This is a genomic window from Gordonia sp. AC31 (genome assembly GCF_031844505.1).
Taxonomy (GTDB): Bacteria; Actinomycetota; Actinomycetes; order Mycobacteriales; family Mycobacteriaceae; genus Gordonia; species Gordonia hongkongensis.
In genome coordinates this window covers 31,283-53,721 of the sequence record NZ_JAUZVK010000024.1, presented here as the reverse complement: position 1 = coordinate 53,721, position 22,439 = coordinate 31,283, and the positions used below count along the sequence as shown (strand labels likewise).

Annotated in this window: 21 protein-coding genes and 1 pseudogene; 8 read left to right on the top strand and 14 right to left on the bottom strand. The window is 60.9% G+C overall.

Features of this window, described 5'->3' with window-relative positions:
- Window positions 1-768 (top strand): SGNH/GDSL hydrolase family protein (locus Q9R39_RS20980; RefSeq protein ID WP_311278130.1); only part of this gene is annotated, 768 nt, incomplete at its 5' end.
- 100 nt (window positions 769-868) lie between these two features.
- Here the strand turns inward: Q9R39_RS20980 and Q9R39_RS20975 are convergent.
- The 5 genes from Q9R39_RS20975 to Q9R39_RS20955 form a co-directional block, all read right to left on the bottom strand.
- Complete coding sequence (locus Q9R39_RS20975; protein ID WP_311278129.1) at window positions 869-2,272, bottom strand: lipase family protein; 1,404 nt, start codon at window positions 2,270-2,272, stop codon at window positions 869-871.
- A 388-nt stretch (window positions 2,273-2,660) separates the two neighbouring features.
- Window positions 2,661-2,996: a LuxR C-terminal-related transcriptional regulator gene (locus tag Q9R39_RS20970; RefSeq protein WP_311278128.1), complete on the bottom strand. Its 336-nt coding sequence runs from the start codon at window positions 2,994-2,996 to the stop codon at window positions 2,661-2,663.
- A 124-nt stretch (window positions 2,997-3,120) separates the two neighbouring features.
- Complete coding sequence (locus Q9R39_RS20965) at window positions 3,121-4,197, bottom strand: hypothetical protein (protein ID WP_311278127.1); 1,077 nt, start codon at window positions 4,195-4,197, stop codon at window positions 3,121-3,123.
- On the bottom strand, window positions 4,197-5,414 hold the full coding sequence (locus Q9R39_RS20960) for an ATP-binding protein (RefSeq protein ID WP_311278126.1): 1,218 nt from the start codon (window positions 5,412-5,414) through the stop codon (window positions 4,197-4,199). Before Q9R39_RS20960 ends, Q9R39_RS20965 begins: the two co-directional genes overlap by 1 nt.
- A complete protein-coding gene (locus Q9R39_RS20955) occupies window positions 5,375-6,040 on the bottom strand; it encodes a response regulator transcription factor (protein ID WP_280360723.1) in 666 nt (221 codons plus the stop codon). The genes Q9R39_RS20960 and Q9R39_RS20955 overlap by 40 nt, the downstream gene beginning before the upstream one ends.
- Window positions 6,041-6,272: 232 nt before the next feature.
- Here Q9R39_RS20955 and Q9R39_RS20950 point away from each other — a divergent pair, with 232 nt between their 5' ends.
- From Q9R39_RS20950 to Q9R39_RS20930, 5 genes are all read left to right on the top strand, one after another.
- Entirely contained in the window at window positions 6,273-7,112 is an 840-nt protein-coding gene (locus tag Q9R39_RS20950) for an SGNH/GDSL hydrolase family protein (protein WP_311278125.1), read from the top strand.
- Between the two features lie 11 nt (window positions 7,113-7,123).
- Window positions 7,124-7,363, top strand: coding sequence for a hypothetical protein (locus Q9R39_RS20945; protein WP_311278124.1), 240 nt, complete (start codon window positions 7,124-7,126; stop codon window positions 7,361-7,363).
- Window positions 7,364-7,555: 192 nt separating this feature from the next.
- Window positions 7,556-7,738, top strand: coding sequence for a hypothetical protein (locus tag Q9R39_RS20940; RefSeq protein WP_311278123.1), 183 nt, complete (start codon window positions 7,556-7,558; stop codon window positions 7,736-7,738).
- A gap of 680 nt (window positions 7,739-8,418) precedes the next feature.
- On the top strand, window positions 8,419-8,661 hold the full coding sequence (locus Q9R39_RS20935; RefSeq protein ID WP_311278122.1) for a hypothetical protein: 243 nt from the start codon (window positions 8,419-8,421) through the stop codon (window positions 8,659-8,661).
- A 1-nt stretch (window position 8,662) separates the two neighbouring features.
- On the top strand, window positions 8,663-9,274 hold the full coding sequence (locus Q9R39_RS20930) for a hypothetical protein (RefSeq protein WP_311278121.1): 612 nt from the start codon (window positions 8,663-8,665) through the stop codon (window positions 9,272-9,274).
- Window positions 9,275-9,278: 4 nt separating this feature from the next.
- On the opposite strand, the gene Q9R39_RS20925 is transcribed toward Q9R39_RS20930, so the two are convergent.
- Entirely contained in the window at window positions 9,279-11,453 is a 2,175-nt protein-coding gene (locus Q9R39_RS20925) for an acyltransferase family protein (RefSeq protein WP_311278120.1), read from the bottom strand.
- Window positions 11,454-11,681: 228 nt separating this feature from the next.
- On the opposite strand from Q9R39_RS20925, the gene Q9R39_RS20920 reads away from it, so the two are divergent.
- Together Q9R39_RS20920 and Q9R39_RS20915 are read left to right on the top strand one after the other, a co-directional pair.
- Window positions 11,682-12,065: a site-specific integrase gene (locus Q9R39_RS20920; protein WP_311278119.1), complete on the top strand. Its 384-nt coding sequence runs from the start codon at window positions 11,682-11,684 to the stop codon at window positions 12,063-12,065.
- A 262-nt stretch (window positions 12,066-12,327) separates the two neighbouring features.
- On the top strand, window positions 12,328-12,609 hold the full coding sequence (locus tag Q9R39_RS20915; RefSeq protein WP_311278135.1) for a tyrosine-type recombinase/integrase: 282 nt from the start codon (window positions 12,328-12,330) through the stop codon (window positions 12,607-12,609).
- A 373-nt stretch (window positions 12,610-12,982) separates the two neighbouring features.
- Here Q9R39_RS20915 and Q9R39_RS20910 read toward each other — a convergent pair whose 3' ends face one another.
- The 8 genes and pseudogenes from Q9R39_RS20910 to Q9R39_RS20885 form a co-directional block, all read right to left on the bottom strand.
- Window positions 12,983-14,386 (bottom strand): polysaccharide biosynthesis tyrosine autokinase, encoded by a 1,404-nt coding sequence (locus Q9R39_RS20910; RefSeq protein ID WP_311278118.1) that lies wholly within the window; start codon window positions 14,384-14,386, stop codon window positions 12,983-12,985.
- Between the two features lie 57 nt (window positions 14,387-14,443).
- On the bottom strand, window positions 14,444-15,073 hold the full coding sequence (locus Q9R39_RS20905) for a glycosyltransferase (protein WP_311278117.1): 630 nt from the start codon (window positions 15,071-15,073) through the stop codon (window positions 14,444-14,446).
- A gap of 21 nt (window positions 15,074-15,094) precedes the next feature.
- Window positions 15,095-15,703: pseudogene (locus tag Q9R39_RS24780) on the bottom strand (glycosyltransferase); the annotation flags it as partial.
- Window positions 15,696-16,442 (bottom strand): glycosyltransferase family 4 protein, encoded by a 747-nt coding sequence (locus Q9R39_RS24775; RefSeq protein WP_396275711.1) that lies wholly within the window; start codon window positions 16,440-16,442, stop codon window positions 15,696-15,698. The pseudogene Q9R39_RS24780 and the gene Q9R39_RS24775, both read right to left, overlap by 8 nt.
- A 463-nt stretch (window positions 16,443-16,905) precedes the next feature.
- The gene (locus Q9R39_RS20900) at window positions 16,906-18,420 is read right to left on the bottom strand and encodes a hypothetical protein (RefSeq protein ID WP_311278116.1); all 1,515 of its coding nucleotides are present in this window, start codon (window positions 18,418-18,420) and stop codon (window positions 16,906-16,908) included.
- Window positions 18,421-18,891: 471 nt separating this feature from the next.
- Window positions 18,892-20,265 carry a polysaccharide biosynthesis C-terminal domain-containing protein gene (locus tag Q9R39_RS20895; protein WP_311278115.1) on the bottom strand — a complete coding sequence of 458 codons (1,374 nt, stop codon included), beginning with the start codon at window positions 20,263-20,265 and terminating at the stop codon, window positions 18,892-18,894.
- Window positions 20,262-21,242: a glycosyltransferase family 2 protein gene (locus tag Q9R39_RS20890; RefSeq protein WP_311278114.1), complete on the bottom strand. Its 981-nt coding sequence runs from the start codon at window positions 21,240-21,242 to the stop codon at window positions 20,262-20,264. Before Q9R39_RS20890 ends, Q9R39_RS20895 begins: the two co-directional genes overlap by 4 nt.
- Entirely contained in the window at window positions 21,239-22,393 is a 1,155-nt protein-coding gene (locus tag Q9R39_RS20885) for a glycosyltransferase (RefSeq protein WP_311278113.1), read from the bottom strand. Before Q9R39_RS20885 ends, Q9R39_RS20890 begins: the two co-directional genes overlap by 4 nt.
- Window positions 22,394-22,439: the final 46 nt, after the last annotated feature.

Here is a 22,439-nt window from a genome sequence, read left to right as displayed (position 1 = left end):
ACGGCGACCCCGGGTGGCCCCGAATACGTCGCCTTGGGCGACTCGCGCGCTGCCGCGCCAACGAACGGTTCCACCCTGCGCCCAGACGGTTGCGGGCGCACACCCGACGGCTACCCGGTACACGTGGCCGCGCGCCTCGGACTGAGCCTGCGGTCCGTCGCCTGTGTCAATGCCACCACCGCCAATGTCACCACGACACCACAGCTGACGCTGTACGGTCCGCGCCTCGTTCAAACACACGCGCTGTCGCGGTCGACGCGGCTGGTCACTCTGTCGATCGGCGGTATCGATCTGCAGTGGTGGTCGCTGGTGTCGTCCTGTTTCACTAAGACGTTCGGCCCCGACGCACGTTGCCGCGCCAACGCCTCGGTGACAAGACGAATCAACTCCGGTCTGGCCTCACTCGCACCCAAGATCGACGCCACGCTTACCCGGATCAGACAACGCGCTCCCAACGCACGCGTCGTTCTCGTCGGACACGGCGGCTACTACGGTCAAACCGGCTGCCCAGGTCAGGCGAATATCAGCACCGCAGACGCTGCATTCGTCCTACGGTTCTTCGAGCGCTTCAACGCAGTGCTCCGAGACTCCGCTCGAGCACACTCGGTTGTTTTCGTCGACGTGGCCGGACCTGCCGCCGGACATGACGCATGCGCAGGTTCAGCTCGATGGTTCGAGGGAAACATCTCGCGGTCGGCAACCCAGGTACGCCACCCCACCCCGCTCGGCAGCAAGGCCATCGCAGACCTGGTCGTCGCCGCGCTCTGACCCGACCCGTGGTTGCACCGGCCCCGAGCGGAGCGAGGCGCCGAGTCGAAGCCACCCCACCGCTTGTCGGCCTGCGGCGACGTCGAAACAGGCCGTCCTGTCAGCGGCACTCACTCCGCGCGGGTTTCCCGCGCAGACGGTCGTCGAGCCACGTCAACGTGTCGGGCAGGCCGGCGAAGATCCCGGTCATGTGTTCGGCCGGGTACTCGCGGTACGACGCTGACGCCCTGAGCGCGCACTGCTCGGCGAACAGGGCGCGAGCCTGGCTCGCCGGTATCCACCACTCGTAGGTCCCGTGGTAGATCCGCAGCGGCATCGTCGCCCGGTGATCTTTCATCGAAGTGATCGCGAAAAGACGCTCGGCGACGGGTGAACGGTAAGGATCGGGGTCGGCCGACAGAACCTGGGTGGGTATGTGCGACACACCCAGGGCACCCATCCCACTGGTACACAGGTCCCGCATCGGAGACGTGGCCAACCAGCGTGCCGCGTTGTTCGCCATCGCGAGGACTTCGGGACGTTCCCGTGCGACACCGAGCATGGCGGCGTGGAACACCCCGGAACCGAGGTTGGCGTTCATGGCCCCGGCCAGCGAACGGTAGTCGGCCGGCACACCCCCGTATGCCGCGCCGACGATCCGCCCGGCCTGCTCCGGAGCGTAGGAATCGGCAAGCTTCGCCGCGGCATTCGTGGCAATCGCGCCACCGGAGTATCCGTGCATGGCGATCGGTCCGGTGGCGAAGTTGTCGGGGTCGAGCCGGCCTGCCGCCCGCAGCGAGTCCATGATCACGTGCGCTGCGACGTACGGTTCGGCGTACGCCATCCGGGGTCCGGTGTGGTCGGGCATGATCACCGCGTAGCCGCGGTCCAAGGCCAATTGCGCGAACGGCGGGATGAGGTCGGTGGTGTTGGTGTCGGCGTGATAGCCGTGAGCAAGCGTGTAACCGGGCGTGCACTTCGTCCCGAGCGCGACGATCGGCGAATTGTGAACCAGCACCGGACGCGACCGCGGTCCCTTCCATGCCTTGGCAGGGACGAAGAGGGTCGCGGTACCGAAGATCGGCTGATCCCCGGCGTCGACGCTCCGGAACTTGATCTGGCGAGCCGACCGCAGCGGAACCGTCATCAGCAACTGCGCCGTGCGCATGACATCGCGAGTGGCGATCACATCTCCGGCAGCACGGCGTGCGAGGTCGGCCGACCATTGATCGAAGAACCGGTCGCCGCTCGGCGAGGGCATGACCGCCTCGCGAAGTTCCTGCAACTCGTGAGAGGCACCGGGCGTCACCGAGCGGGCAGGTATGCGGTGCAACCTCTTCACCGGCGGTGCCGGCACAGCGGCGTCGATGGCCTCGGGAAGCGCGGAAGGCGCCGGACCGAGATTCGGCGGCTCGGCCAACACCTCCGCAGTTCCTCCGATCGCACCGATCGTCATCCCCGTCGCAATCACTGCAGAAATCGCTGCGCGCAGCGCCCAGCCCCGCAGGTTCCACCATGCCGGCATCGCCGATACTCCTCGTCACACAAGCGATCACGGACCGGAACACCCCGCTGGTCAGCCACTTCTCGCATCGAAATCGAACCCCCGCGATGATAAGGGGTTGGCGTTAACTGTCGGCAACGGCCCTGTTGACTGTCCGACGCCGGATCAACCGTTCGGACTGTTCGACGCGATCCTCCGATCGGCCGCCGTCACCCGATCGATGACCTTCGTCGACGTGGCCTCCGCCACCGTCGGGCACGACGCCTGTCCCGGAGCGGGTCGATGGTTCGAAGGCAATTCGTCGCGGTCACAGACTCAACCCCGCCATCCGACGCCGCTCGGAAGTAGAGAAATCGCAAATTCGATCCCGAACGCGTCCTGACGACGTTCAGATCATCACGGGGTCTCTTCAGGCGAGGTTCCGACCGTCACTCGGATGTTGTTGCCTGCGTTGCGCTTCAGTTGCCTTGTCAAACAACGCAGTAAGGCTGGCAATCTCTTCGAGGGTGCAGATTCCGTCTTCGATGGCCCTGATGAGCAGGGCGATCTTTGACGGCGCGGGTCGGCCGACGACTCGGTACTTGTCGCGGATCCGGGTGAGGTGAGTATGCACCGTGGATTCACCGACGAAGAGTCGTCGGGCAGCTTGCTGCTTGGAATCACACGCGAGCCACACGGTCAGCACCTCGATCTCGCGCTTGCTGAGGGCAGGCCGCCCTACCGAATTGAGAGCCTGAATCGTCATCGTTGCACTCCTGCTGGTCTGCTGTGGCTGATGGGAGCGACGTTAAGACGGTCGCGGTGTCGGCGACAGACCGATCTTGCGGGGGCACCCGCGATGGTGCCACCGCCCCGGGGGGCATCGATAGTCAAGCGAACGGTCGGCCCGTGCGGGGGACGGCCTGGGTTCCGAGACGAGGAAGCTCCTCTACCTCATCGGCGGTGATCTCGGTGCGTCGTGTCCCGGCGGCATCGGTCACGAGTACCGAGGCCACGGTTTCGCGGCCGGATGGCCACATGCGTACGCAGACGCGCCCGCCGGCCGCCTCCTGCAGGGCGTGTGCGGCGGCGTCACGCACTGACGCTATGACGGCGGGGTCCTGTTCTGGCGTACCGGAGTCGTCGAGAAAGATGACCTCCACGCCCCGCTGTCGCGCGCTGTACGCGGCTTCGTCGAGCTCGAGCGTGGACAGAATCGGCGCTCTCAGCCGGTCGCGCAGGTGGGCCTCGAGTAGTGCGCACTCTCCTCGCTCAGCTGCGGTGAGGGGTTCGCCTGACGCGATCTTCTCGATCATCGGGCGGGCGAGGCGATCGAGGTGGCGTGCTTGCTTCTCGCGCTCATCGGCGCCGGCGGTTTGCGCAGCCAGTTCGGCGACGCGTTCGGTTGTCTGCGCCCGTAGCGAGAACACCGCCTTCGCCGTGGGCCGAAGAGTGAACGACAGGAGAGTCGCCATCGCCAGAGGGGCTGCGTCGATGGCAACAAAACTGATGCCGTACGCAGCGCCCCGACCGACAGCAACGGCCCACACTGCGAACACAAGCACCATTCCGAGCAAGCCGATCCACGGCGCGATCCGCCGGCCGCGGACATTCATGAAGCAGTAGATCGACGTCCCGCCGCCGTGTATCCAGGTCTGCAGAGGCGAACTCAGAACCGCGGGGGTCGCCGACAACACAAGCGCACACGCCACCGGCCCCGAAGCGGTCAGCATCAGAGTTGTCCCGAACGGGAGAGGGTCGCCGGGAACGAGGACGAGGACGAGCGTCGCGGCTATCAATATGATCGATCCCAGTGCCGCCACCCAGGGAGTCGTGTAACTGTTGACCGTGGCCACGGTCACGATGACCATGGCGACGAGGTAGCTACCGATGATGAGCCATGCACCGCGCGTTCGCATTCCGAGCAGGTCGCGAATATCCTCGCGCCCACCGGTCGGGCTCACCATCACCGCACCCACTCCAAGAACACACGAGTGCCGCGCATCGGCGCCGACTCGATGGTGGCGGAGCCACCGATGTGCGCCATCCGTTCACGGATGCTGATGGCGATTCCGAGCCGGTCGGCCGGCACCGTCGACGGTTCGAAACCATGCCCGTTGTCGGCTACTTCTATGTGCAGCCGGTCATCCGTGATCTCCACCGAGACAATCGTCTTCGACGCCCGAGCATGACGGCCGCTGTTGCGGACCGCCTCCGCAGCCGCTGCCGCGACTGTACGAACCACCGTGGCGGGATAGCCGGCGTCCGGGCTGTCGATTGCGCGGCGAACCTCGAAACGTCGGGTCGGGTCCACCGTGGCCGTCACCTCACTGAGATGCGTCAGAACAGCATCGGGGGTCATCGTGCCGTCGGTGTCGGCGTCGCCGCGGATCCTATCGAGTGCGTGCAAGGTGGCCTGGGCTTGAGCGGCCAACTGCGTGGAGTTCCCTCGGCGAGCGGCGACCAGCAAGGTCGCCATGACGCCGTCGTGGGTGAGTTGATTGAACCGTTGCCGCTCGTTGGCGCGGGCCTGCGACGCGGCGGCGGCCGCCGCCGTTCGGTAGGCCTGCGCCCGCGTGTCATCGAGAACCGTTGCGGTACGCATCCCCATGACCGCTGCGGCGAAGTACACGAGCGAGAAGGCGAATGCCCACGCCATATCCGGAACGAACAGCCCGCTGCGTGCGACGTCGCGGGCCACGTAGTTGATCGTGACGGTCGAGATCACCACCACCACAAGCACGACAAAGGCGTAGGTCGGACGCATGGCCAGTGCGGCGGCGATCGCAGCCAATCCACAGAAAGAGAAGAACCATATGCCGGTGGTTTCGGAAAGGTGCGCGCCGTTCCAGCCGAAACCCCACGTGAACACCGCCGCCAAATAGCCGCCGGTAGCAAACCCTGCACACACTCGTAGGGCTCGAGGCGACCCTCGCCACGCGAGCGGCCCCAGCGCGAGCCCGGGACCGAACACGACAACCAGTGCGGGCACCGTCCACCACATGTGCATCACTGCCAGTGACGCCGCGATAGCCGGGGAGGTGAGCACCAGGTACACCAGGTAGCCACAGGCGATGAACACAGCGAATTGTCGCAGAATCCGCTGACCTGCGGACTCGTCGAGTGCGACGTCGCGATCAGACGCTATCTCCGCCGTCGAAGCCGCCGCGGTATCGGTAGCCATCCGTCCTCTATCGCTCGAAACATCAAATGCTGCCGAGTCGGCGCGGGTCGCCCCACTGCGGCGTACTTCGTTCTGATCCGACCGACGTAGTCACTGACCGTGTCCGGGGACAGGTTCATGGATTTGGCAACTCCGGCAGTGGATTCGCCTGCGGCATACAGCTCGAGGACACGTCGCAGCTGTGGTGGTAGGTCGACGAAGTCGTCGTCGGCATCGATCGCAGCCGCCCAATCCACCGTCGGAGTCTCCTCCCCCGAGAGCACCGCTCGGACGGCAGCCAGAAGTACGTCGTCGTCAACGTTCTTGCGCAACACCGCTTTCACCCCCGCACTGGCTGCCAACCGGACCAGATAGGGTTCGTCTCCGGAGGTGTAGGCAACAGCCGGGATGTCGAGTTCAGCGAGACAGTCGACGTTGATCTGCGGTGAACTCCCGTCCTCCAACCGCAGATCGAGGACGACCAAGTCGAGATCTCGGGTCACTGTCAGCAACTCCGACACTGTCGCTGCGCCGGCGGTGAACTCCAGGTCCGGCTGGTCCCCGAGAATCGCCCGCAGCCCGGCGACGATCGACGGGTGATCATCGACGACTCCGATCCGCGCGCGCTCGCCCCGTCGCACCACCATGGCGCAATCATGACCGACGCCCCTCGACCACGGTGGCAAAGTTGCACGGATCACATCCGTTCGCGCCTCGGGGACCGCGTGTTGACATCACCGACGCTAGCCCGTCGACTCGAAGCTCTGTATCGACTGAACGGGCTGTTCTCAGTCGGCCACCGGGCGCCATCGGACGGGCCTGTCAGACGGTGCCCAGACCCCTCGTAACGTTCGACGACACGGCTGGGATACTCCTGCCGTGACCCGATTCCGCCTCGCACTCGTCGCCGTTCTCGCCATCGCGATCAGCTGCGTGTCGGTACCGTCGGTTCTCGCCGCGCCGGCGGCACCCGCATACGTCGCCTTGGGAGACTCACGCGCCGCAGCGCCGACGCTGACCTCGGCGCAACATCCGGACGGGTGCGGACGTACCCGCGACGCCTACCCGACGCACCTCGCCTCCCAGCTCCGGATGAGCTACACCTCGGTTGCTTGCGTGAACGCCACGACGGCAGACGTCACGACCCGCCGACAGACGACATCATTTGGCGCCCGGCCCGTCCAGATCAACGCTCTGTCGTGGTCCACGCGGCTGGTGACTCTCTCGATCGGCGGCAATGACCTCCGCTGGTGGTCGATAGTCTCCTCCTGCTTCACGCCCAGGTTCGGCCAGGACGCCCGGTGTCGCCAAGATCGAGCGATGGCCGACCGGATGACCTCGGCCCTCACCGCGGTCGCACCGAAGATCGGCGCAACACTGAGTACCATCGCCGCCCGCGCACCCCTCGCCCGCGTGGTCCTCGTCGGCCACGGCGGTTACTACGGCCGAACGGGTTGCCCCGGCCAGGCGAACATCAGCAACGCCGACGCCGCGTACCTCCAGAGGTTCTTCAAGCGATTCGACGCCATCCTCCGAACCGCTGCCGTCACACGATCTATGACCTTCGTCGACGTCGCCTCCGCCGCCGTCGGACACGACGCATGCGCCGGCGCAGCCCGCTGGTTCGAAGGGAACGCCTCGCAGTCTCAGACCCAACCCCGCCACCCGACCCCACTCGGGAGCAAGGCAATCGCGAATCTGATCGCGCGAGCACTCTGACCAAGCGGTCCGTGTTCGGACTCGGGCCGGTTACGGTCGCCGACGCACGATTTGCCCCGAAGTGGCAGGCCTCGACGGCCTACACCGCAGGCAACAAGGTGATCTCCCCGACGACCGGTGACGTCATCACCCGCACCGCCAACGGCACCTCCCGCGCCGCGTTCGACACCACCGAACAGGCTGCCTGGTCAACCGCCTACGCACCATCGACCGGGATCACCAAGACCGCGCTCGCATCGGCGGTGCAGTAGTCTCTCACACGTGCCGACCAGTCGGGGTTCGCCGCCGGTATCGACGTCGCCAACCACGGTGCCGCAATCCAAGCCGCTCTCGACGCGGCCGCCGCGTTCGGCGCCCGCGTCTACTGCCAGACGGGCAAGGTGTACCGACTGAACTCGTCGGTCAACAAAACCAGCTTCGTCGTCCCCTCGGGCACTACCTCGATGCCCGTGTGGCTGACGATCCCGAAGGGCGTGTACCTCGACACCCGTGGCGCTGTCCTCAAAGCCACAGTCGACGCGGTCGCCGTCACCAACGAACAGGCCACCACCGGCATCCCCGGGTTGACCGACGGCGGATTCTCCGGAGTCATCGACGGAAACAACACCACCCTAACCAACGAGTGATTGATCCAGATGGCCGTCCTCGACACCTTCGACTTGAACGTCAAGATCCGCAACGTGAAGCACGGCGGCGTGCAGCTCTACAACTGCGACCGCATCCGATCCGACTACCTCATCGCCGACACCGTCGCCGGGCAACCGTTCGGACTCGGCCACCCGTTCACGGGCATGGGTGTGCGAGTCGAAGTTCGGTCTGATCTCGGCGAAGTCGGAGACTCCGGACCCCACCAACATCTTCAACTACCCGGACAACGCGTTCGCCTGCGAGTTGCAGAACTCCACCATGACCACCATCTGGGGCCAGTCGTGCTCGGCGGGCATCAAGATCGCCGAGACCAGCGCAGACACCACCATCGGGTCGGTGTTCCTAGTGAACTGCGGCGACTCGCAGGGGAACTCGGGTCTCAAACTGCAAGGCACCGGCAGCGCGGTCGGCCCCTACCGCATTCACGTCGGGACCGTACATGTCGTCGGAAACGCCGCCCACGGTCTGTGGTTGGAGAAGTGTTTCGACTGCACCGTCGACTCCTACATTGGGCAGGGTAACCAGACGTTGGCGACCGGTCCGGATGTATGGCTCGGCGGATACCGCGGCCAGGTCGGCTCGATCAAGTCGATCGGGGCTGGCGCTCGCGGCATTCTCGTCAGGCCCTACGCCAAAGGACTTCGAAGTTCAGTCGGCGATGGTCGTCAATCCCGGGTCGATAGCCACCTCGTCCACCGACCGGGCGGGTCTCGTCGCACCGGGAGGGTCGGGCTCGATCAAGCGGTTCACCGCGATCGACAACCGGGGAACCCCGGTGATGGGTCGTGGCGTCACCGTCGATTCCACCACGAGTGCTGTGACCATCGACGACGTCACGGTGACCGGCGCGAATGACGCCACCCCCGATCGCGAACGTCGCGTCAGGAGCAACTGTTGCTGACGTGTTCTCCTCAGTGGCCGGCACCGTGAAGGGGCGCATCCGTGCCGCTGCGATAGCTCCCGCCCTCACCGGCGGCCAGGCATTGCAGACAATCCTCAAGCCGAACCTGTATCACTTCTGTGTTCCGACAACCGGCACCGGCACGAACAACACCATCCCCGACGGGGCGCTGCGGGTCGCACCATGGTTCGTACCGCGTCCGATCGTCATCTCCGAGCTGGGGTTGGAGATCATCACCGCGGGCAACGCGCGCTCGGTGTTCCGCATCGGAATCTACGCCGACGACGGCACCGGCTACCCGGGGGCACTGATCTCCGACGCCGGAACGGTCCCCGCTGATGCGGTGGGTCAGCCGAAGATCACTGGGCTGTCGATCTCGCTGCCGGCCGGTCTGTTCCATGTGGGTGCGGCGCAGCAGGGCGGTGTGGCGACCATCCCGAATGTCCGAACCCCGGGTGCGGCCATGCTGCCACTGGGTGTTACCTCGGTGGGCTCGAACACCTCGGGCGGCGCGTACGGGGCCACCGGAGTGAATGGCGCTCTCCACGCGCTGTTCCCGACGGCGATCAGTGTTGTCGGGGCGCTGCCGAGAATCTTCGCCAAGTTGGTCTGATGATTCACTCGGTTGTCAGGTCCAGTGACTGCCACAACTCTGCGAACGCCGGGGATATCAACGCGGCATACTCCGGTGTCATGTGAACCTTGTCGAGTTTCACTGGAGTGGTCCCGACGAACGCGGGGCACAACCGCTCGGGGGTGCAGAACAGTATGCTGCTATCGAGTACTTCGCCGTCCACAGCCTCGGCTATTCCTTTCTCGAGGTTGAGGCGTCCTCTCCAGGCTGAGCCGACCTTACTCAAGCAGTCCGCGGGCACGCTCGCCCGGGTGTAGCAAGTCGCGACATCTTTCTCCATCGGCGGCGCCGCGAGGAACACCACGTTCTTGGTGGCGGAACGGAACTGGTCGATCAGCTTGCGTAGTCCGGCAGTCCACTCGTCGTTAGTGATCTCCTGCTTGGTGTCGGCATTGGTCAGGCCCGCGTAGGTGTTGGAGACGACGACCACATCGGGGTGGGTGTCATTGACCGCCTTGATCGCGGACTGCTTTCGCCCTGGGCACGCGTCGCTGATCGCGTCTCGGGCGTCGCGAATTCGGATGTCGACGAACGTGCATCCGAACATGGCTTCTGCGCGCACCTTCCATTGACCGTTGCTCGCGAGCGCGAACTGGCGCAACGGCTCAACCCAGGTCATACCCACACTGTCGCCGAGGACAACGATCGTGTGGGGGGCATCGGCTGCACCCCACGTGCATTGTGCGGCAGAGGGCCGGTTCACCAGACCGCACGCCTTTACCTCTTCGGGGGCCTGGCGGCCACTGCCGATTAGCGATTCCAGAGGTGGGTCGAGATCGGGCCAGCTGGTGGCGGCTACCGCGTCGGCAATCTGCCCTTGCAGGGCTGCCGTGAGCGGTTGGAGATCGGTCGTCGGGGTCACCGCCGGATCGGTTGTGTTTGCGGTGATTACGGGCGGGACCGTAATGTCGCCCATCGGTTTGAACGTCACGGCGCCCAGCCCGACCACAATCAGCGCCAGAGATCCAACAATGGCGTACTGCATCGAGGTCGAAATCCTGGGCTGCTTCTGCTGGGATCGCCGCCGCCGGGTTCTCTTTGAACGCCACGTGGTCTTACGCAGCGGCGTCTCGAAGAAGTGGTAGGAGGCGATCGCGCCGCCGAAGGCTAGGCAGAGGACGGCAACGTAGTAGTAGGCGTTATCGGTGTCCATCACGCTCGCCATGATGACGATCAACGGCCAATGCCACAGGTACAGCGAGTACGAGATATCCCCGATGTAGCGGCTGACCGGATTCGTCAGGACCACGATGTGTTTCGGCTCGCGACCAATCCCAGCCGCGATAACAATGACAGTGCCGATGACAGGCAGCGCCGCCCACGGTGCCGGGAATCCTGGAGTCTCGCGGACGAGGAACACGCTCGCAGTGATGATCGCCAGGCCCATCCACGCAAGTGGCGTGCGTGCGACGGTCGGCATTCGAGGTGCTATCCAGGCGGCGCAGATCGCGAGTAGAGCGCCGGCGCCCAATTCCCAGACGCGGGCGAACGTGTTGAAGTATGCCCACGTCGGCGAGTTGGTCGTCTCTACCAGAGCCCAGGTAAATGAAGCAACGACGATCGCCGCCATTGCGGCTGCGGACACGACTCGGTGACTGCCGGTGGACTTGCGGACCGCCAAAACACCGAGCACGAAAATGAGTGCAGGCCAAACGAAGTAGAACTGTTCCTCGATCGAAAGGGACCAATAGTGCTGCAGCGGTGAGACCGGCCCGTTTGCGGTGAAGTAGTCGGTATCTTCTGCGGCGAATCTCCAGTTGGATGCGAAGAAGAACGCCCAGATGGCATCAATCCGGGTGCTCTCGGCACGGGCAGGGAAGAACGCGAATGATGCTGCGACACAGGTGAGGATCAAAACCAGTGTCGCGGCCGGGATGATGCGCTTGGCTCGCTTCAGGTAGAACTGGCCAAAAGCGATGCTGCCCGTCTTGTCGTAGGTCCGCAGCAGATTGCCGGTGATCAGGAATCCGGAGATCACGAAGAAGATGTCGACGCCCACGAACCCGCCACCGGGCCAGCCCCAGAGGTGATTGGCGAAGACGGTCAGTACTGCCACCATGCGCAAGCCCTGGATATCTGGCCGCTGATGGTCTGACTGCTTCGTTTTGCTGCGGCGTCGTCGAGATGAACTTCGGCGCCGTTCCAGTTGAAGTGTCACCCAGTGCCCTTCTGACGTGAGAACCGCATCTTGGGCATCATCACCTAGGCCAGACAAAACTGCACGGCGAGATCACCGATTCATCCATCCGCACCACAACCCCTGACCTGCCGATAGCGTCCGTTACGACGCGGTTGAGTTGGCCACTTGATACATCGACCCCGCGTAGACACAGATCCATGTGCAGGCTGACCTCACACCGGTCCCGTCGACCCGGAGAGATGAACGATGACCGTGCCCCACGACCCCCGGCCTGCAACCACGCCCGGCTTCGAACGCGAAGATGTCGACCTGTACGTGGAAGCGTTCTCGGCGCGCTGGGAGTCCCCGAATACCCGCGCGGCCTATCGTCAGGACTTGACCACTTGGCTACTGTGGTGCGACCTCCACGACAAACACCCCATCTCCGACGCCTCGCGTCCGGTGATCGAGATATGGATGCGGCGGTTACGCGACGAGCGCCGGAATTCATCGTCGACCATCAATCATCGCGTCGGAACGCTGTCGCGATTCTTCGAGCTCGCCGTCGACGACGATCTTGTTCACAAGAACCCGTGCCGCCTGGAATCCCGACCACGAGCGATCCCGGACACGAACCACCGGACGCACTGAACCGTGACGAGTTCCAACGGCTTACCGTCGCCGCAGCAGCGAATCCAGCCGACCACGCGCTGGTCGCGTTGATGGCATGTTGCGGACTGCGAGTGTCGGAGGCATGCGCAGTCGACGTGCCCGACTGCTTTGAGACTGCGCGGGCGCATCGGTATGTTCGGTTTCGCGGCAAAGGCAATCGGCCGGCCATCGTCCATATGCCACCCGCGGTCCAGCGCGCCGTTGACGCAGCGATCGCCGGTCGCACGTCAGGCCCCTTGTTCTGCGGCGGGACGGATCGCGGATGACCAGGCGATCCGCGGACCGAGTCGTGAAGCGCTGCGCCACAGCCGCCGGGATCGTCGCTATCCCCGTGTCACCCCACACCCTGCGACACACCTTCGTTGTTCTGGCACTCGACGCTGGGGTCCCACCACGAACGGTGCAGTTGTCTGCGCGTCACGCTGAACTCTCAACCAGGTTGAACACCTACGACCGAGGCCGCCAGGTCCTCGACGATCACGCGTCCTATGCCGTGGCCGGCTGCCTGGGTTTTGTACCCTGACCCGTAATACCTCAAGACATGAAGCAGAGCCAGGTTTTCTTAGACCTCACACCGTGGTGCCACCCGCAACCTCCTCAGAAGCAGTAGCAAGAGTTCAACAAGGTCGGCAAGACGTAGTCCACTTCCGATTCACGATGACATGGCCGGAAAGGACGGCGCTACGCTTGGTGATTCCGGTAAGCCGCAACCGTATTGACGTCCGCGTAATGCCACAGTCCCACCGACGAGGCGCCGTACTCGGTCGGGCCGCAGCTGTGCACAGAAGGCCAAGCCCGCACACCATTCACCTCACGTGCTGAGGGATCCGCTGCTACGACCGTTAGGCCTCGCGGAGGACAACTTCGGACCATGATCACACGCTCTACTTGCAGTTTTACGCAGGCGAAGGGTTCGTCGCATAACCGTAGTAACTGTAGCGAAGTGAATCGGCGCCCGCGTTCAACTCATTAACCACGACTCCGAGTACCCTCGCGCGACCCGCATCCAATTCACCTAATGCAGTACTCATTTCCCGACCACGCGTTCGGCCAGCTCGAACAACCACGACGACGCCATCAACGAACCGAGACATAACGACCGAATCTGTCACCGGCAGAATCGGGGGAGAGTCAACAATGACGTAGTCAAACGCATCGGCAAACCCAGCGAATACGTCCTCCGCTCTCTTGGTACCAAGCAGCTCGGCGGGATTCGGCGGCCGAGGGCCGCTCGCGAGTACCCATAGGTTCTCCTCCCCCGTGTTCTGGATTGGACCATCACCGTCGAAATCAGGGGATGTCAGTAGCGTTGTCAATCCGATACCAGACATAAGCCCGAACACTGACGCAAGACGCCCGCGACGTAGGTCGGCATCCACAAGCAACACTCGCGAACCAGCCTCGGCCAGCGCACAGGCGAGATTGACAGAGGTCGTCGTTTTTCCATCACCTTCACGGGGACTGGTAACTAGGAGAGTACGCGTCTGTTGATCAACACCAACGAAAGAAAGGTTGGTGCGCAACTTACGGAAAGCTTCGGCCGACGCATGTCCTCCCGTTCCGAAGTCGATCGGCCCGTCTGTCTTCAGCGAAGCGTCCGCCGGCACCGCTGCCAACACTACCTGACCAAACTCTTCAGCTATCTCAGAGTCACTCCGGATACGATTGTCTAGTCGATCCGCGAGAACAACACCCAACGCTGACAACAGCAGCCCGATAAATGCCGCGAAGGCCACATTGCGGTTGGTCAGAGGTGTCACCGGCTCGCTAGCAGCTTCGGCCGGAGATACCACCGTGAGCTTAGCTAGGGGTTCACTTCCGTCGTTGGGCTTCTCGAGGTTTTGTGCGTACCGAACCAGCGATTCTGCAACCGCGTTAGCGAGGCGAGCCGCGAGCTCAGGATTACCCAGTTCTGCGCTGACCTGCACTAACACGGTATCTGGGATGGCGACAGCCGACACCGCTGCACGAGCATCGCTTACGTCCAGAGCCAGGCCTGAAGAAGCGAGCGCCTCCTCCACAAGCAATCGCGAGGAGGCGAGCTCCGCGTACGAGGTCACGCGCTGCTCCGAGGCCAGCGCACCCTGATAAGCGCTCTGCGCGCCAGATTCTCCCGAAGCGGTGACGTAAAGTGTTGCCGCAGAACTATACATCGGAGTCTGAATAAGACTGACGGAAAGCCCGATCAACGCACCCAACAGGCACGATCCCACAAGCACCCACCACCGCTCCACAAACAAGCGAACTAAACCTGGCAGTGAGCTACCCTGCAAACTCGCCCACGAACTGCTACCTGACATCTCTCAGTCCTCTCGCCAGGCGCGCACTCGGGCGCCTATTTGTGTGCACCTTAACGTTCAAGCAACTACGTCACAATTCGGATGTACGATTTTAATCAACTTTTCGAGACACGCCTCTTTTTCGAGAACAGCCGCGCTGTACTTGCGTCCGTTCTCCGCGAGCTCGTTGGCTACTGAAGTATCGTCGACCAGCTCAACAATCGCGTTAAGCAGAGACGCTGGTTCACCGGGAGGTACGCAAAGCCCACCGGACGAGGCTCGCAACTCCTCCGCTGCCGGACTGTCAGCGTCGGATGCACAGACAACTGGCCGCCCAGACCTGAAGTACGTCGTTAGCTTGCTGGGAACTGCAGTCTCACCTAGGCCTGGACGCTCGTTAACGAGGAAGACATTTGCTGCGCATAAGTAATCGGCGAACTCATCATCGGCGACTGGGTCAACTATCGTCAGTGTCCTAACACCCGCTGACGCCGCCTCGATTACATTCCGCTCAACGCCGTCGCCCAACAGGACAAAATGAACCGGCGCCCCCTCGATCTCGGCCAGTTTCGCACACTCCACAACATTAATTAGGTCTTGCTTCTTGCCCATATTGCCGGCGTGCAGGACTATTGACTTTTCTGGACCAATCTGACAGCGCTCGCGGACATACAAATCACTCGCAATCTCGTCCTTCGAATCAGGCAACGGCCGCGACCAATTCCGAACCTGCGACAGCTGAACCGCCGGTAATTGCATTTGAGTCCGAAGATGTTCCTCAAAAAAGGGGTGGATTACGATAACCGAGTCCGCCAGACGGAACAGTGAGCGCTCGACCGGTCCTACCACTAACCGCGCAAGCGACCCCCGTGTCACGCCGCCACCAATCGCCTGTGTATACAGATCCTGGACCCACACGTGCGTCTTTCCACGATATCCGGTAAACCGCAGGGTCAACAGGACCATCCAGGAACTGAAAAGCGCAGGGGTAACGAGAAGCACACTGCCACACGAACGAAACCAGCCAAGGTTAGTCATACATCGCAAACCAAAGGCAAACTCGCTAACAAAGCGACCCAATTGTCCTCTGCCTATAGGCAAAAGGTGCCTCAGCCTCCTGATCCGCACACCACCTCTAACTTCCTGGTGGGTCCAAGGACTGTAACCTTGGTCAAACTTCCAAGCCGGGTAGTGCGGCATCGCGGTGAGAACGCGACACTCTGCACCCCCGCCAACGACCGCTTCAGCGAACTCACTCACATAAGGACCAATACCCGTTGGCTCAGGCGCGTAGTTAAGGACGCAGACGCCGACAGCCTGCGAAGCATCCCTAGTCATCCACCGACCTCAATTCGTCGAACGTCGCAACCAGATGCTGAACTTCGGAAGATAGCCGGAAGTTTGTAGATACATAACTATAACCTCGATTGATTAAGCACGCAGCGTAGCCAGGCTCCGAGGCGACTAGCTCCAGATTGTCTGCGAACGACACTGGGTCTCCCGGTTCGGCAAGTAGTCCAGTAACCCCGTGTTCGATCAACTCAGTGATTCCCCCGACCGGCGTGGACAGTACCAGCCTCCGCCTCGCCATTGCTTCCATTAGTACGACCGGGATTCCGTCAATGTCACCATCAGGGGAAGGTCTACTCGCAAGCACTAAACAGTCGGCATCGTCGATCAGGTTCAGGACGTGTGCGCGTGATGCCGCGCCTGTGAACTCAATTCTTGAGCCTAAGCCCAGTGAGGACGACAACTGACGCAACTCCGCCATACACGGCCCGGCACCAACGATCTGGACGTCGACCTCGATGCCCCGACTTTCGAGGACGCCGACAGCCCGTATCAAAACATCGAAACCCTTCTTGGGTATCAATCTACCTACAGAGACGACCCTCAATCTGGCGTCTTGTGGCTTTTCTAATAGAAAAGAATCAAAAACTGTGTCCGGTAGTCCACAGTGCACGATCTTTGATTCAACACCATAATCGCGTGCCAGGACGGAGGCTACAAACGAGCTTGCTGCAACCACACGATCGGCAAAGCGATGAAGAAGGAGGCCTAGACGACTCGTGGACATAGGAGACGAAGCGTCAGCAGCATGTCCTGTCGCAGACAGGCTAAAGCGTTCAGGGTCGAGACACTTCAGGAGGGAACCCACCTCTAGAGTTCGCCCGAGGAAGTGAGCGTGGATGTGCACCGGGCCTGCTATTCGTCGATCGTCAAGCGCGCGAATCACTCGGGTCGCATGCCATAAAACGAAAGGGAAACGCGTCGCGGACTTCTGGTCGGCAAATAGCCTCGCGAACGACACGACACGTGCAGGTCGGAATACCATCAACCTCAGGAGCGTGGGGATATTGCCGAGACGTCCTGAAGTCGAAAGAACCGGAACGGAGGAAGGCACAGGAGAGGAAACATGTAAAGGATGAACAAACAAGTGATCGACCCAGCGAGCAACCTCGCGCCATTCATCGTCAACAAACGTCTGTGTCGTCGTGGGACACTCATGCGTGATATAGACGACCGTACCGGGAACCGACTTATTCGAGGACATTGGAGTCTCCCTTGCCCCTACCTAAAGCGGGGCCATAAGGGCCCAGGATTCTTGCCATCAATATCACTCCGAGGACTATCAGGCCGACGTACCCAAATCGACGTATCTCCCCAACGAGGTCCAATATGACGTCGCCACCCTTGTAGGCGTTGAAGATAAACGACAACGATAGTCCGAAAAAGAGGCCAGCGACAACACTATCGCGCCTAAGTAGCGCTTGGGTTAGCATGCTACCTGCGAAACCGAGTAAGAATGCGAGCACAACTCCGAAGACTGGTCCCGCCATCATCATCAACGCTGTAGGCATCGAGGGCGGTAAACCGGACGTGGCTCCCTGGGCACTGGAGCCAATGGTCTGAGCGACGACCACGTCCAACCGAGCTTCCGACAGATCCTCGGCAGACGGACGTCCCACAGGCAGTAAGCTACGAATGATAGTCCATGCTCTTTCGAGATTGAAAATCTCAATGTGTACATACGGGGTACGGACCTGTAGACCAGCAGAAACATTCAGTACAGCGTAATCAAGAATTTTCATTACGCGAAGAAGAAATGGTTCTTCGGCGTATCCTGGACGCAGCCTGAGCAGCAGGATACTCACCGTCACAACGAAACCCAAAAGACCTACTACCTCGAACGGGGTCGCTCGCTGCCGTCGCACCCAGTACCGGCAGCCGAGGACTGAGATAAGTCCGAGTATCAATACAAGACGACTCGAAAAGATGACCACCGCGGCTCCGAGGATTGCGACGACAACAACCCCCGACAGCAGCCGTGTGTAGTGCCTGGCTGAGCCGGTCGCGGTAAAGAAGTAGATACTCGACGCAGCCACAGCCGGCACCGCAAATACCGCCCAGGCTGAACTGCCACGTCCGGACGCTGCAGCGACGCCGACCGTCCTGTCGTGCGGGGCGTAGGCCTCCATGGCCGTGTTAACAGAACCGAAGTCTGCTACCACCAGCGCAAGGCCGCCAACGCTCAGAATTGAGAGGATAACCGCGCACCATCCTATGTGCGCCACACTCGCTTCAGGCACGTTTCTGGTTCCGCCCTTATAACCGCCCGCGCGGAGTACCGCGATCCAGGCACCCACTAGCATGCCGATCGTAAACCAGGCTCCAAATCGGAGGCAGATATCTAGCACCTCGGTCGGATACACACCTCGCGCAAAAGTTGCACTACCTGGGTACAACACGAGGCGTAGATAGCCCAACGGAAAGAACAAAATATAGGTGAACAGTACAATTGTGGGTACGTCGATGACTCCAAAAGGAACGCGGGCCGCTCGTGAGCCAAGCATCTGTACCAGTAGCGGCAAAGCGACCGCTAGCGTCAGAAGCACGATGCCAGATGCCAGCGCCAACGCACACATGCAGACTAGGCCAACCAAGACAAGTGTCGTCCCCGAGACGTCACGCAGTGATGCCTGCCGAGACGCGTCTCTCGGAAGAGACTCGCGCTGCCGTGCTAGGTTCACGATGACATTCCTGTTGATGCGCATCCCGGGTGCTTACCCGTACAAAGGGCGGGATTTCCAATGACTCTGCAACCTGCAGGCACATCCCGGGTAACTACTGCGCCGGCCCCGATCACACAGCCCTCCCCGACCACAACAGGACCAAGAATTATAGCGGCCGCGCCAACATCAACGCCGTCACGCAACACCGGCACACCTTTCGGACTGCCTCCCAACGTGACGTTTTGGCGGAGACTTACGTCGGTACCGATAGATACCGAGTCATTGACTACGAGACCGCGGCCATGATAGATGCGTAAACGGTGCCCAACGTCGGTCTTGGCTGGGATCTCAATTCCGAGCAGTACTTCACTGTAAATCTTGTATAGAGAAAGTGGAATGTAACGTACGGGACCCAGATTGCGGTCTGTGACCGCGTGCGCGATACGAAAAAGAACGAGCATTAACTGAATTCGGGCTCGCCCTGCGTTCGCGTGCCAATCGCACATCGTGCGTTCAAGCACGATGTCTACCTTTCCCTTCACCGTTCCACGCAAGCGCCTTCACCTCCTTGACGGCTGTCTGTCCGATAAGTAGAGCTACAGATGGTAGAGACTTGATAGAACGAAGAAGCAGGGACGAGATACTAAGCCTCAACTGCGTCGAAACCAGAGCTACCTGTACAACCGCTGACGTTAGCGCACCGAGAACCGTTCCCAAAGCGATGCCTATCAAACCCAAGGTATAGCCGAGAAGTATCCAGAAAGTTAGAGACACAGCAAAGCCGGCAAATATCGCAACGCTGGACGAACCCGGACGACCAAGACCAAGCAGTACACCGCTCGCCGTGGCGGTGAACGCATTCGCGAGTGCTGCGCAGATCAAGACTAAGAGTAGTGGAACTGACTCGCCGAACTCTTTTCCGTAGAGCACCGGGATCAGCAGTGGGGCGGCAAGCGCTAACAAACCAGCGGGCACCAATACCACCACGAAAGTAGCAGCAAAGTACTTAGCGACCACCCGGCTCCGGTCGTCTACTGGCGCCGCCTGCACGATTGGCTGGACCGTTCCGGACAAAGGATTCGTGCACAATCCGATCGCGAGTGCCAGGGACGCAGCCACCGCATACAGTCCGACATCCGCGCTCGTCAGCAGTATTGCTACGATCAACTGATCAGCGTTGACCGACCACTCGCGAACTGCGAGGCCGGGAAGAACCTTCGCCGCAAATCCTGAGGTGCGCGCGAATGTTGGGACCTCCGAATAGACTGATTGCTCACCAGTGCTTTCCCCAACTGAGTGACTATCTGCTGCAATCTGCGCGAAACCGATCAACACGGCTAGTATCTGACACGCTAGCATCGTCCATGCAGCAGACTCGACCGTCAGTTTCTCCAGTAGCCACAGTACTAGTACTGCCACAAACCAAACGACTACCTGCGTCATTCTGGTTAGGAACAGTCGTCCCGGCCGCAGTCGCCCGCGTAAGAGATTGATTTGGTTCGCATTCACTACATTGAAGATCGCGTAGGCCATGAACACCCAGAACGCGACGAAGTTCGGCGGCTGCATTAGCACCGAAATAGAGACAAACGCGCATACAACTACAAGACCACCTATAGCACTTGCGGCATACAGGTACTTGCGCACCCTGGCGTATCCTTCGGGACTGCGAGCACAAGCAATTGCCCACGCAATGGCATGCGGATATCCCAAGACTGCAAAACCGACAACGACCAACATGAGGCGGTTAAGAGTCTGAAATTCACCGAGACCATCGGCGGAGAGCCCTCGGGCCATCATAATGGTCACCGGAACGGACAGGGCGCCGGAAAGCGCTTGCGCGACAAACAGCCGGGTTGAGACGCGGGACGCGCTAGCGACGGTCATTCAGAATGCTCAACCTGAGCTTCTTGAAATGCAAGCTCACCGCTTTTGTAAGCCGCGAGAAGTTCGGCTTCGAAATCCCTGGAGTTAGTCACATCCGGAAAACTCCCTACGCGCTCGAGTATGGCCCTGAACTCCTTAATGCGCACTCCAACCAGGTACCGGTACCAAAAACCCTGAAGCACATGATAGTCGAGACCAGCTCGACCGTCGAGAAATCCTAGCCCAAAAATGTACCGGCTTACAAAGTACACGAAAGCTGCTAACGGATAAGGCATGCGTTGATACACACCCGCCTTAATAAGACGTTTTATTCTTGCCTGACTGCCAGACGCTTGCCAGTCCTGGCCAAAATAGTCTTCAGATAAAACCGCCAGCGCCTCTCGAGTGGCATATGAGTCGTGTTTAAGAATAAACTCCGATGTGGACTTAACGTTGCGATCCTCGAAGAGACCATCAATCCGATCAAGCACACCTTCTTTAAGCACCATGTGCTCGTCCATTAGACGACCGTCCGGCATCGCTTTGCCTGTTCGCCACATTCGGAACAGCCACAACGGATATCTTCCACCAAACCGCACCCACCTCCCGTCATGCACGTGCCGACGGTTGAACTCGAAACCACAGACCGACTCATCGACCGAACTAATTGCGAGTAAGACATTGTCTACCAGGTCTTCACCAATCAACTCGTCGGCATCTAAACGAATGATCCAGTCGGTCGATATCTCTATCGTGTCCAGCGCCCACGACAGCTGCGAGGCCTGAGACGTAAACTCGTGTTCGTAACACTCTGCGCCCAACGAAGTCGCTATGGTACGAGTCCGGTCTGTCGAGAACGAGTCAACTATAATGACGCGTTTACACAGCCTCTTAATTGCAGGGCTACTCAGAAGCCGTCCAATATGGATTTCTTCATTCTTGGTCAGGACGATGAGGCTTACCGACGCGCTGCTCGGCCCGCGCAATTCGGTTGTCAAGCTCGCACCTTGGGATTCAGTTCGAAACCAGCAAGTATACCCGCGCAGGTCTTATCCCACGAATAGGATGTCGATGCTAGCTCATGCGCCCGGCGAGACCGTTCGCTGTATTCCGCTATCACCTCGGTCGCGATCAAAACAACGGCTGCACTGAGTTCAGATGGGTCTCGTTCGACCACGACTCCAGCCCCAGATTCTTGAACCGCTCCAGCATGGCTCACGCCTCGACTGATAACGACCGGAAGTCCAGCGTATAATGCCTCCGCAGTACTGATCCCGAAGTTTTCGTCTCGGCTGGGCAGGACGAAGACACCCGCTTTTCTGTACAGCTCCTGCTTTTCAGCAGGGCCGAGGAAACCAGGGAACTCCACCTTGCGAGCAACGCCAAGCTGCGTGAGTCTGTCTTGTAGGCGGCCTATTCGCCCACCCTCATCGGGACCCGCAATCACGACGCGCACATCCGGCACTGCCTCGACCATCGCCGGCAAAGCCTCGACCAGTATCTCGAGGCCCTTTTTCTCAGCAACTCGTCCGACGAAGCAGACCAAAGATCGGTCCCGGCTACTAGCTGGGGATGGCTTCAGTTGTTCGGTAGTGACGCCGAGCGGAATTACGTTGGCCGGAGTGCGGGTCCAGCTTCTTACCCCCTCAGCTTCCGACTCGCTTGTGCAAAAGATAAATTGCGCTTTGTTTAACGTTCCCCGCTCGAATATCTTGATGTAACGCCGCTTGTTTCTCGAGTTGCTCGCGGCTATGTCCGCCTCGTTGAGGGACCCGTGGGGGCGTATGGCATAGGGAACATTGAGGAAGCGGGCCGTTCTGGCCACGTACTGTGTGTGTGCTAAGAACAACGAATGCACCACTACCGCATCGTAGCTTCGTACGTTCTTGACTATCCAGCTGGCGTATGCGACCGAAGCTTGCCACCGATTCGTAGTCCTCTTGAACCGTACCACTGAGTTATTAGGCAACATGTCTACAGAACTCGAACTGACCTCTCGCACTGAGAGTCCTGTGCCGTCGCCATCATCGTGCGCAATCGTTGTTACATAGTGACCTGCTCGTGCGAGGCTGTCAGCCATTCCGTGGGCTGCCGTCGTTGGGCCACCACAGTCGGGATGGACGCTGGCTAGGCAAAGTAGAATCTTCACAAGACTCCGATCGAGGACACTCTAAGCTGTTGGGCCATTCTGCTCG

What these genes read in the sequence shown, in the direction of transcription:
- Q9R39_RS20975 (WP_311278129.1), bottom strand. Translation starts at nt 2,272, where the DNA reads ATGCCGGCATGGTGGAACCTGCGGGGCTGGGCGCTGCGCGCAGCGATT.
- Q9R39_RS20970 (WP_311278128.1), bottom strand. Translation starts at nt 2,996, where the DNA reads ATGACGATTCAGGCTCTCAATTCGGTAGGGCGGCCTGCCCTCAGCAAG.
- Q9R39_RS20965 (WP_311278127.1), bottom strand. Translation starts at nt 4,197, where the DNA reads ATGGTGAGCCCGACCGGTGGGCGCGAGGATATTCGCGACCTGCTCGGA.
- Q9R39_RS20960 (WP_311278126.1), bottom strand. Translation starts at nt 5,414, where the DNA reads ATGGCTACCGATACCGCGGCGGCTTCGACGGCGGAGATAGCGTCTGAT.
- Q9R39_RS20955 (WP_280360723.1), bottom strand. Translation starts at nt 6,040, where the DNA reads ATGGTGGTGCGACGGGGCGAGCGCGCGCGGATCGGAGTCGTCGATGAT.
- Q9R39_RS20940 (WP_311278123.1), top strand. Translation starts at nt 7,556, where the DNA reads ATGCCCGTGTGGCTGACGATCCCGAAGGGCGTGTACCTCGACACCCGT.
- Q9R39_RS20935 (WP_311278122.1), top strand. Translation starts at nt 8,419, where the DNA reads ATGGTCGTCAATCCCGGGTCGATAGCCACCTCGTCCACCGACCGGGCG.
- Q9R39_RS20920 (WP_311278119.1), top strand. Translation starts at nt 11,682, where the DNA reads ATGACCGTGCCCCACGACCCCCGGCCTGCAACCACGCCCGGCTTCGAA.
- Q9R39_RS20910 (WP_311278118.1), bottom strand. Translation starts at nt 14,386, where the DNA reads ATGTCAGGTAGCAGTTCGTGGGCGAGTTTGCAGGGTAGCTCACTGCCA.
- Q9R39_RS24775 (WP_396275711.1), bottom strand. Translation starts at nt 16,442, where the DNA reads ATGTCCACGAGTCGTCTAGGCCTCCTTCTTCATCGCTTTGCCGATCGT.
- Q9R39_RS20900 (WP_311278116.1), bottom strand. Translation starts at nt 18,420, where the DNA reads ATGCGCATCAACAGGAATGTCATCGTGAACCTAGCACGGCAGCGCGAG.
- Q9R39_RS20895 (WP_311278115.1), bottom strand. Translation starts at nt 20,265, where the DNA reads ATGACCGTCGCTAGCGCGTCCCGCGTCTCAACCCGGCTGTTTGTCGCG.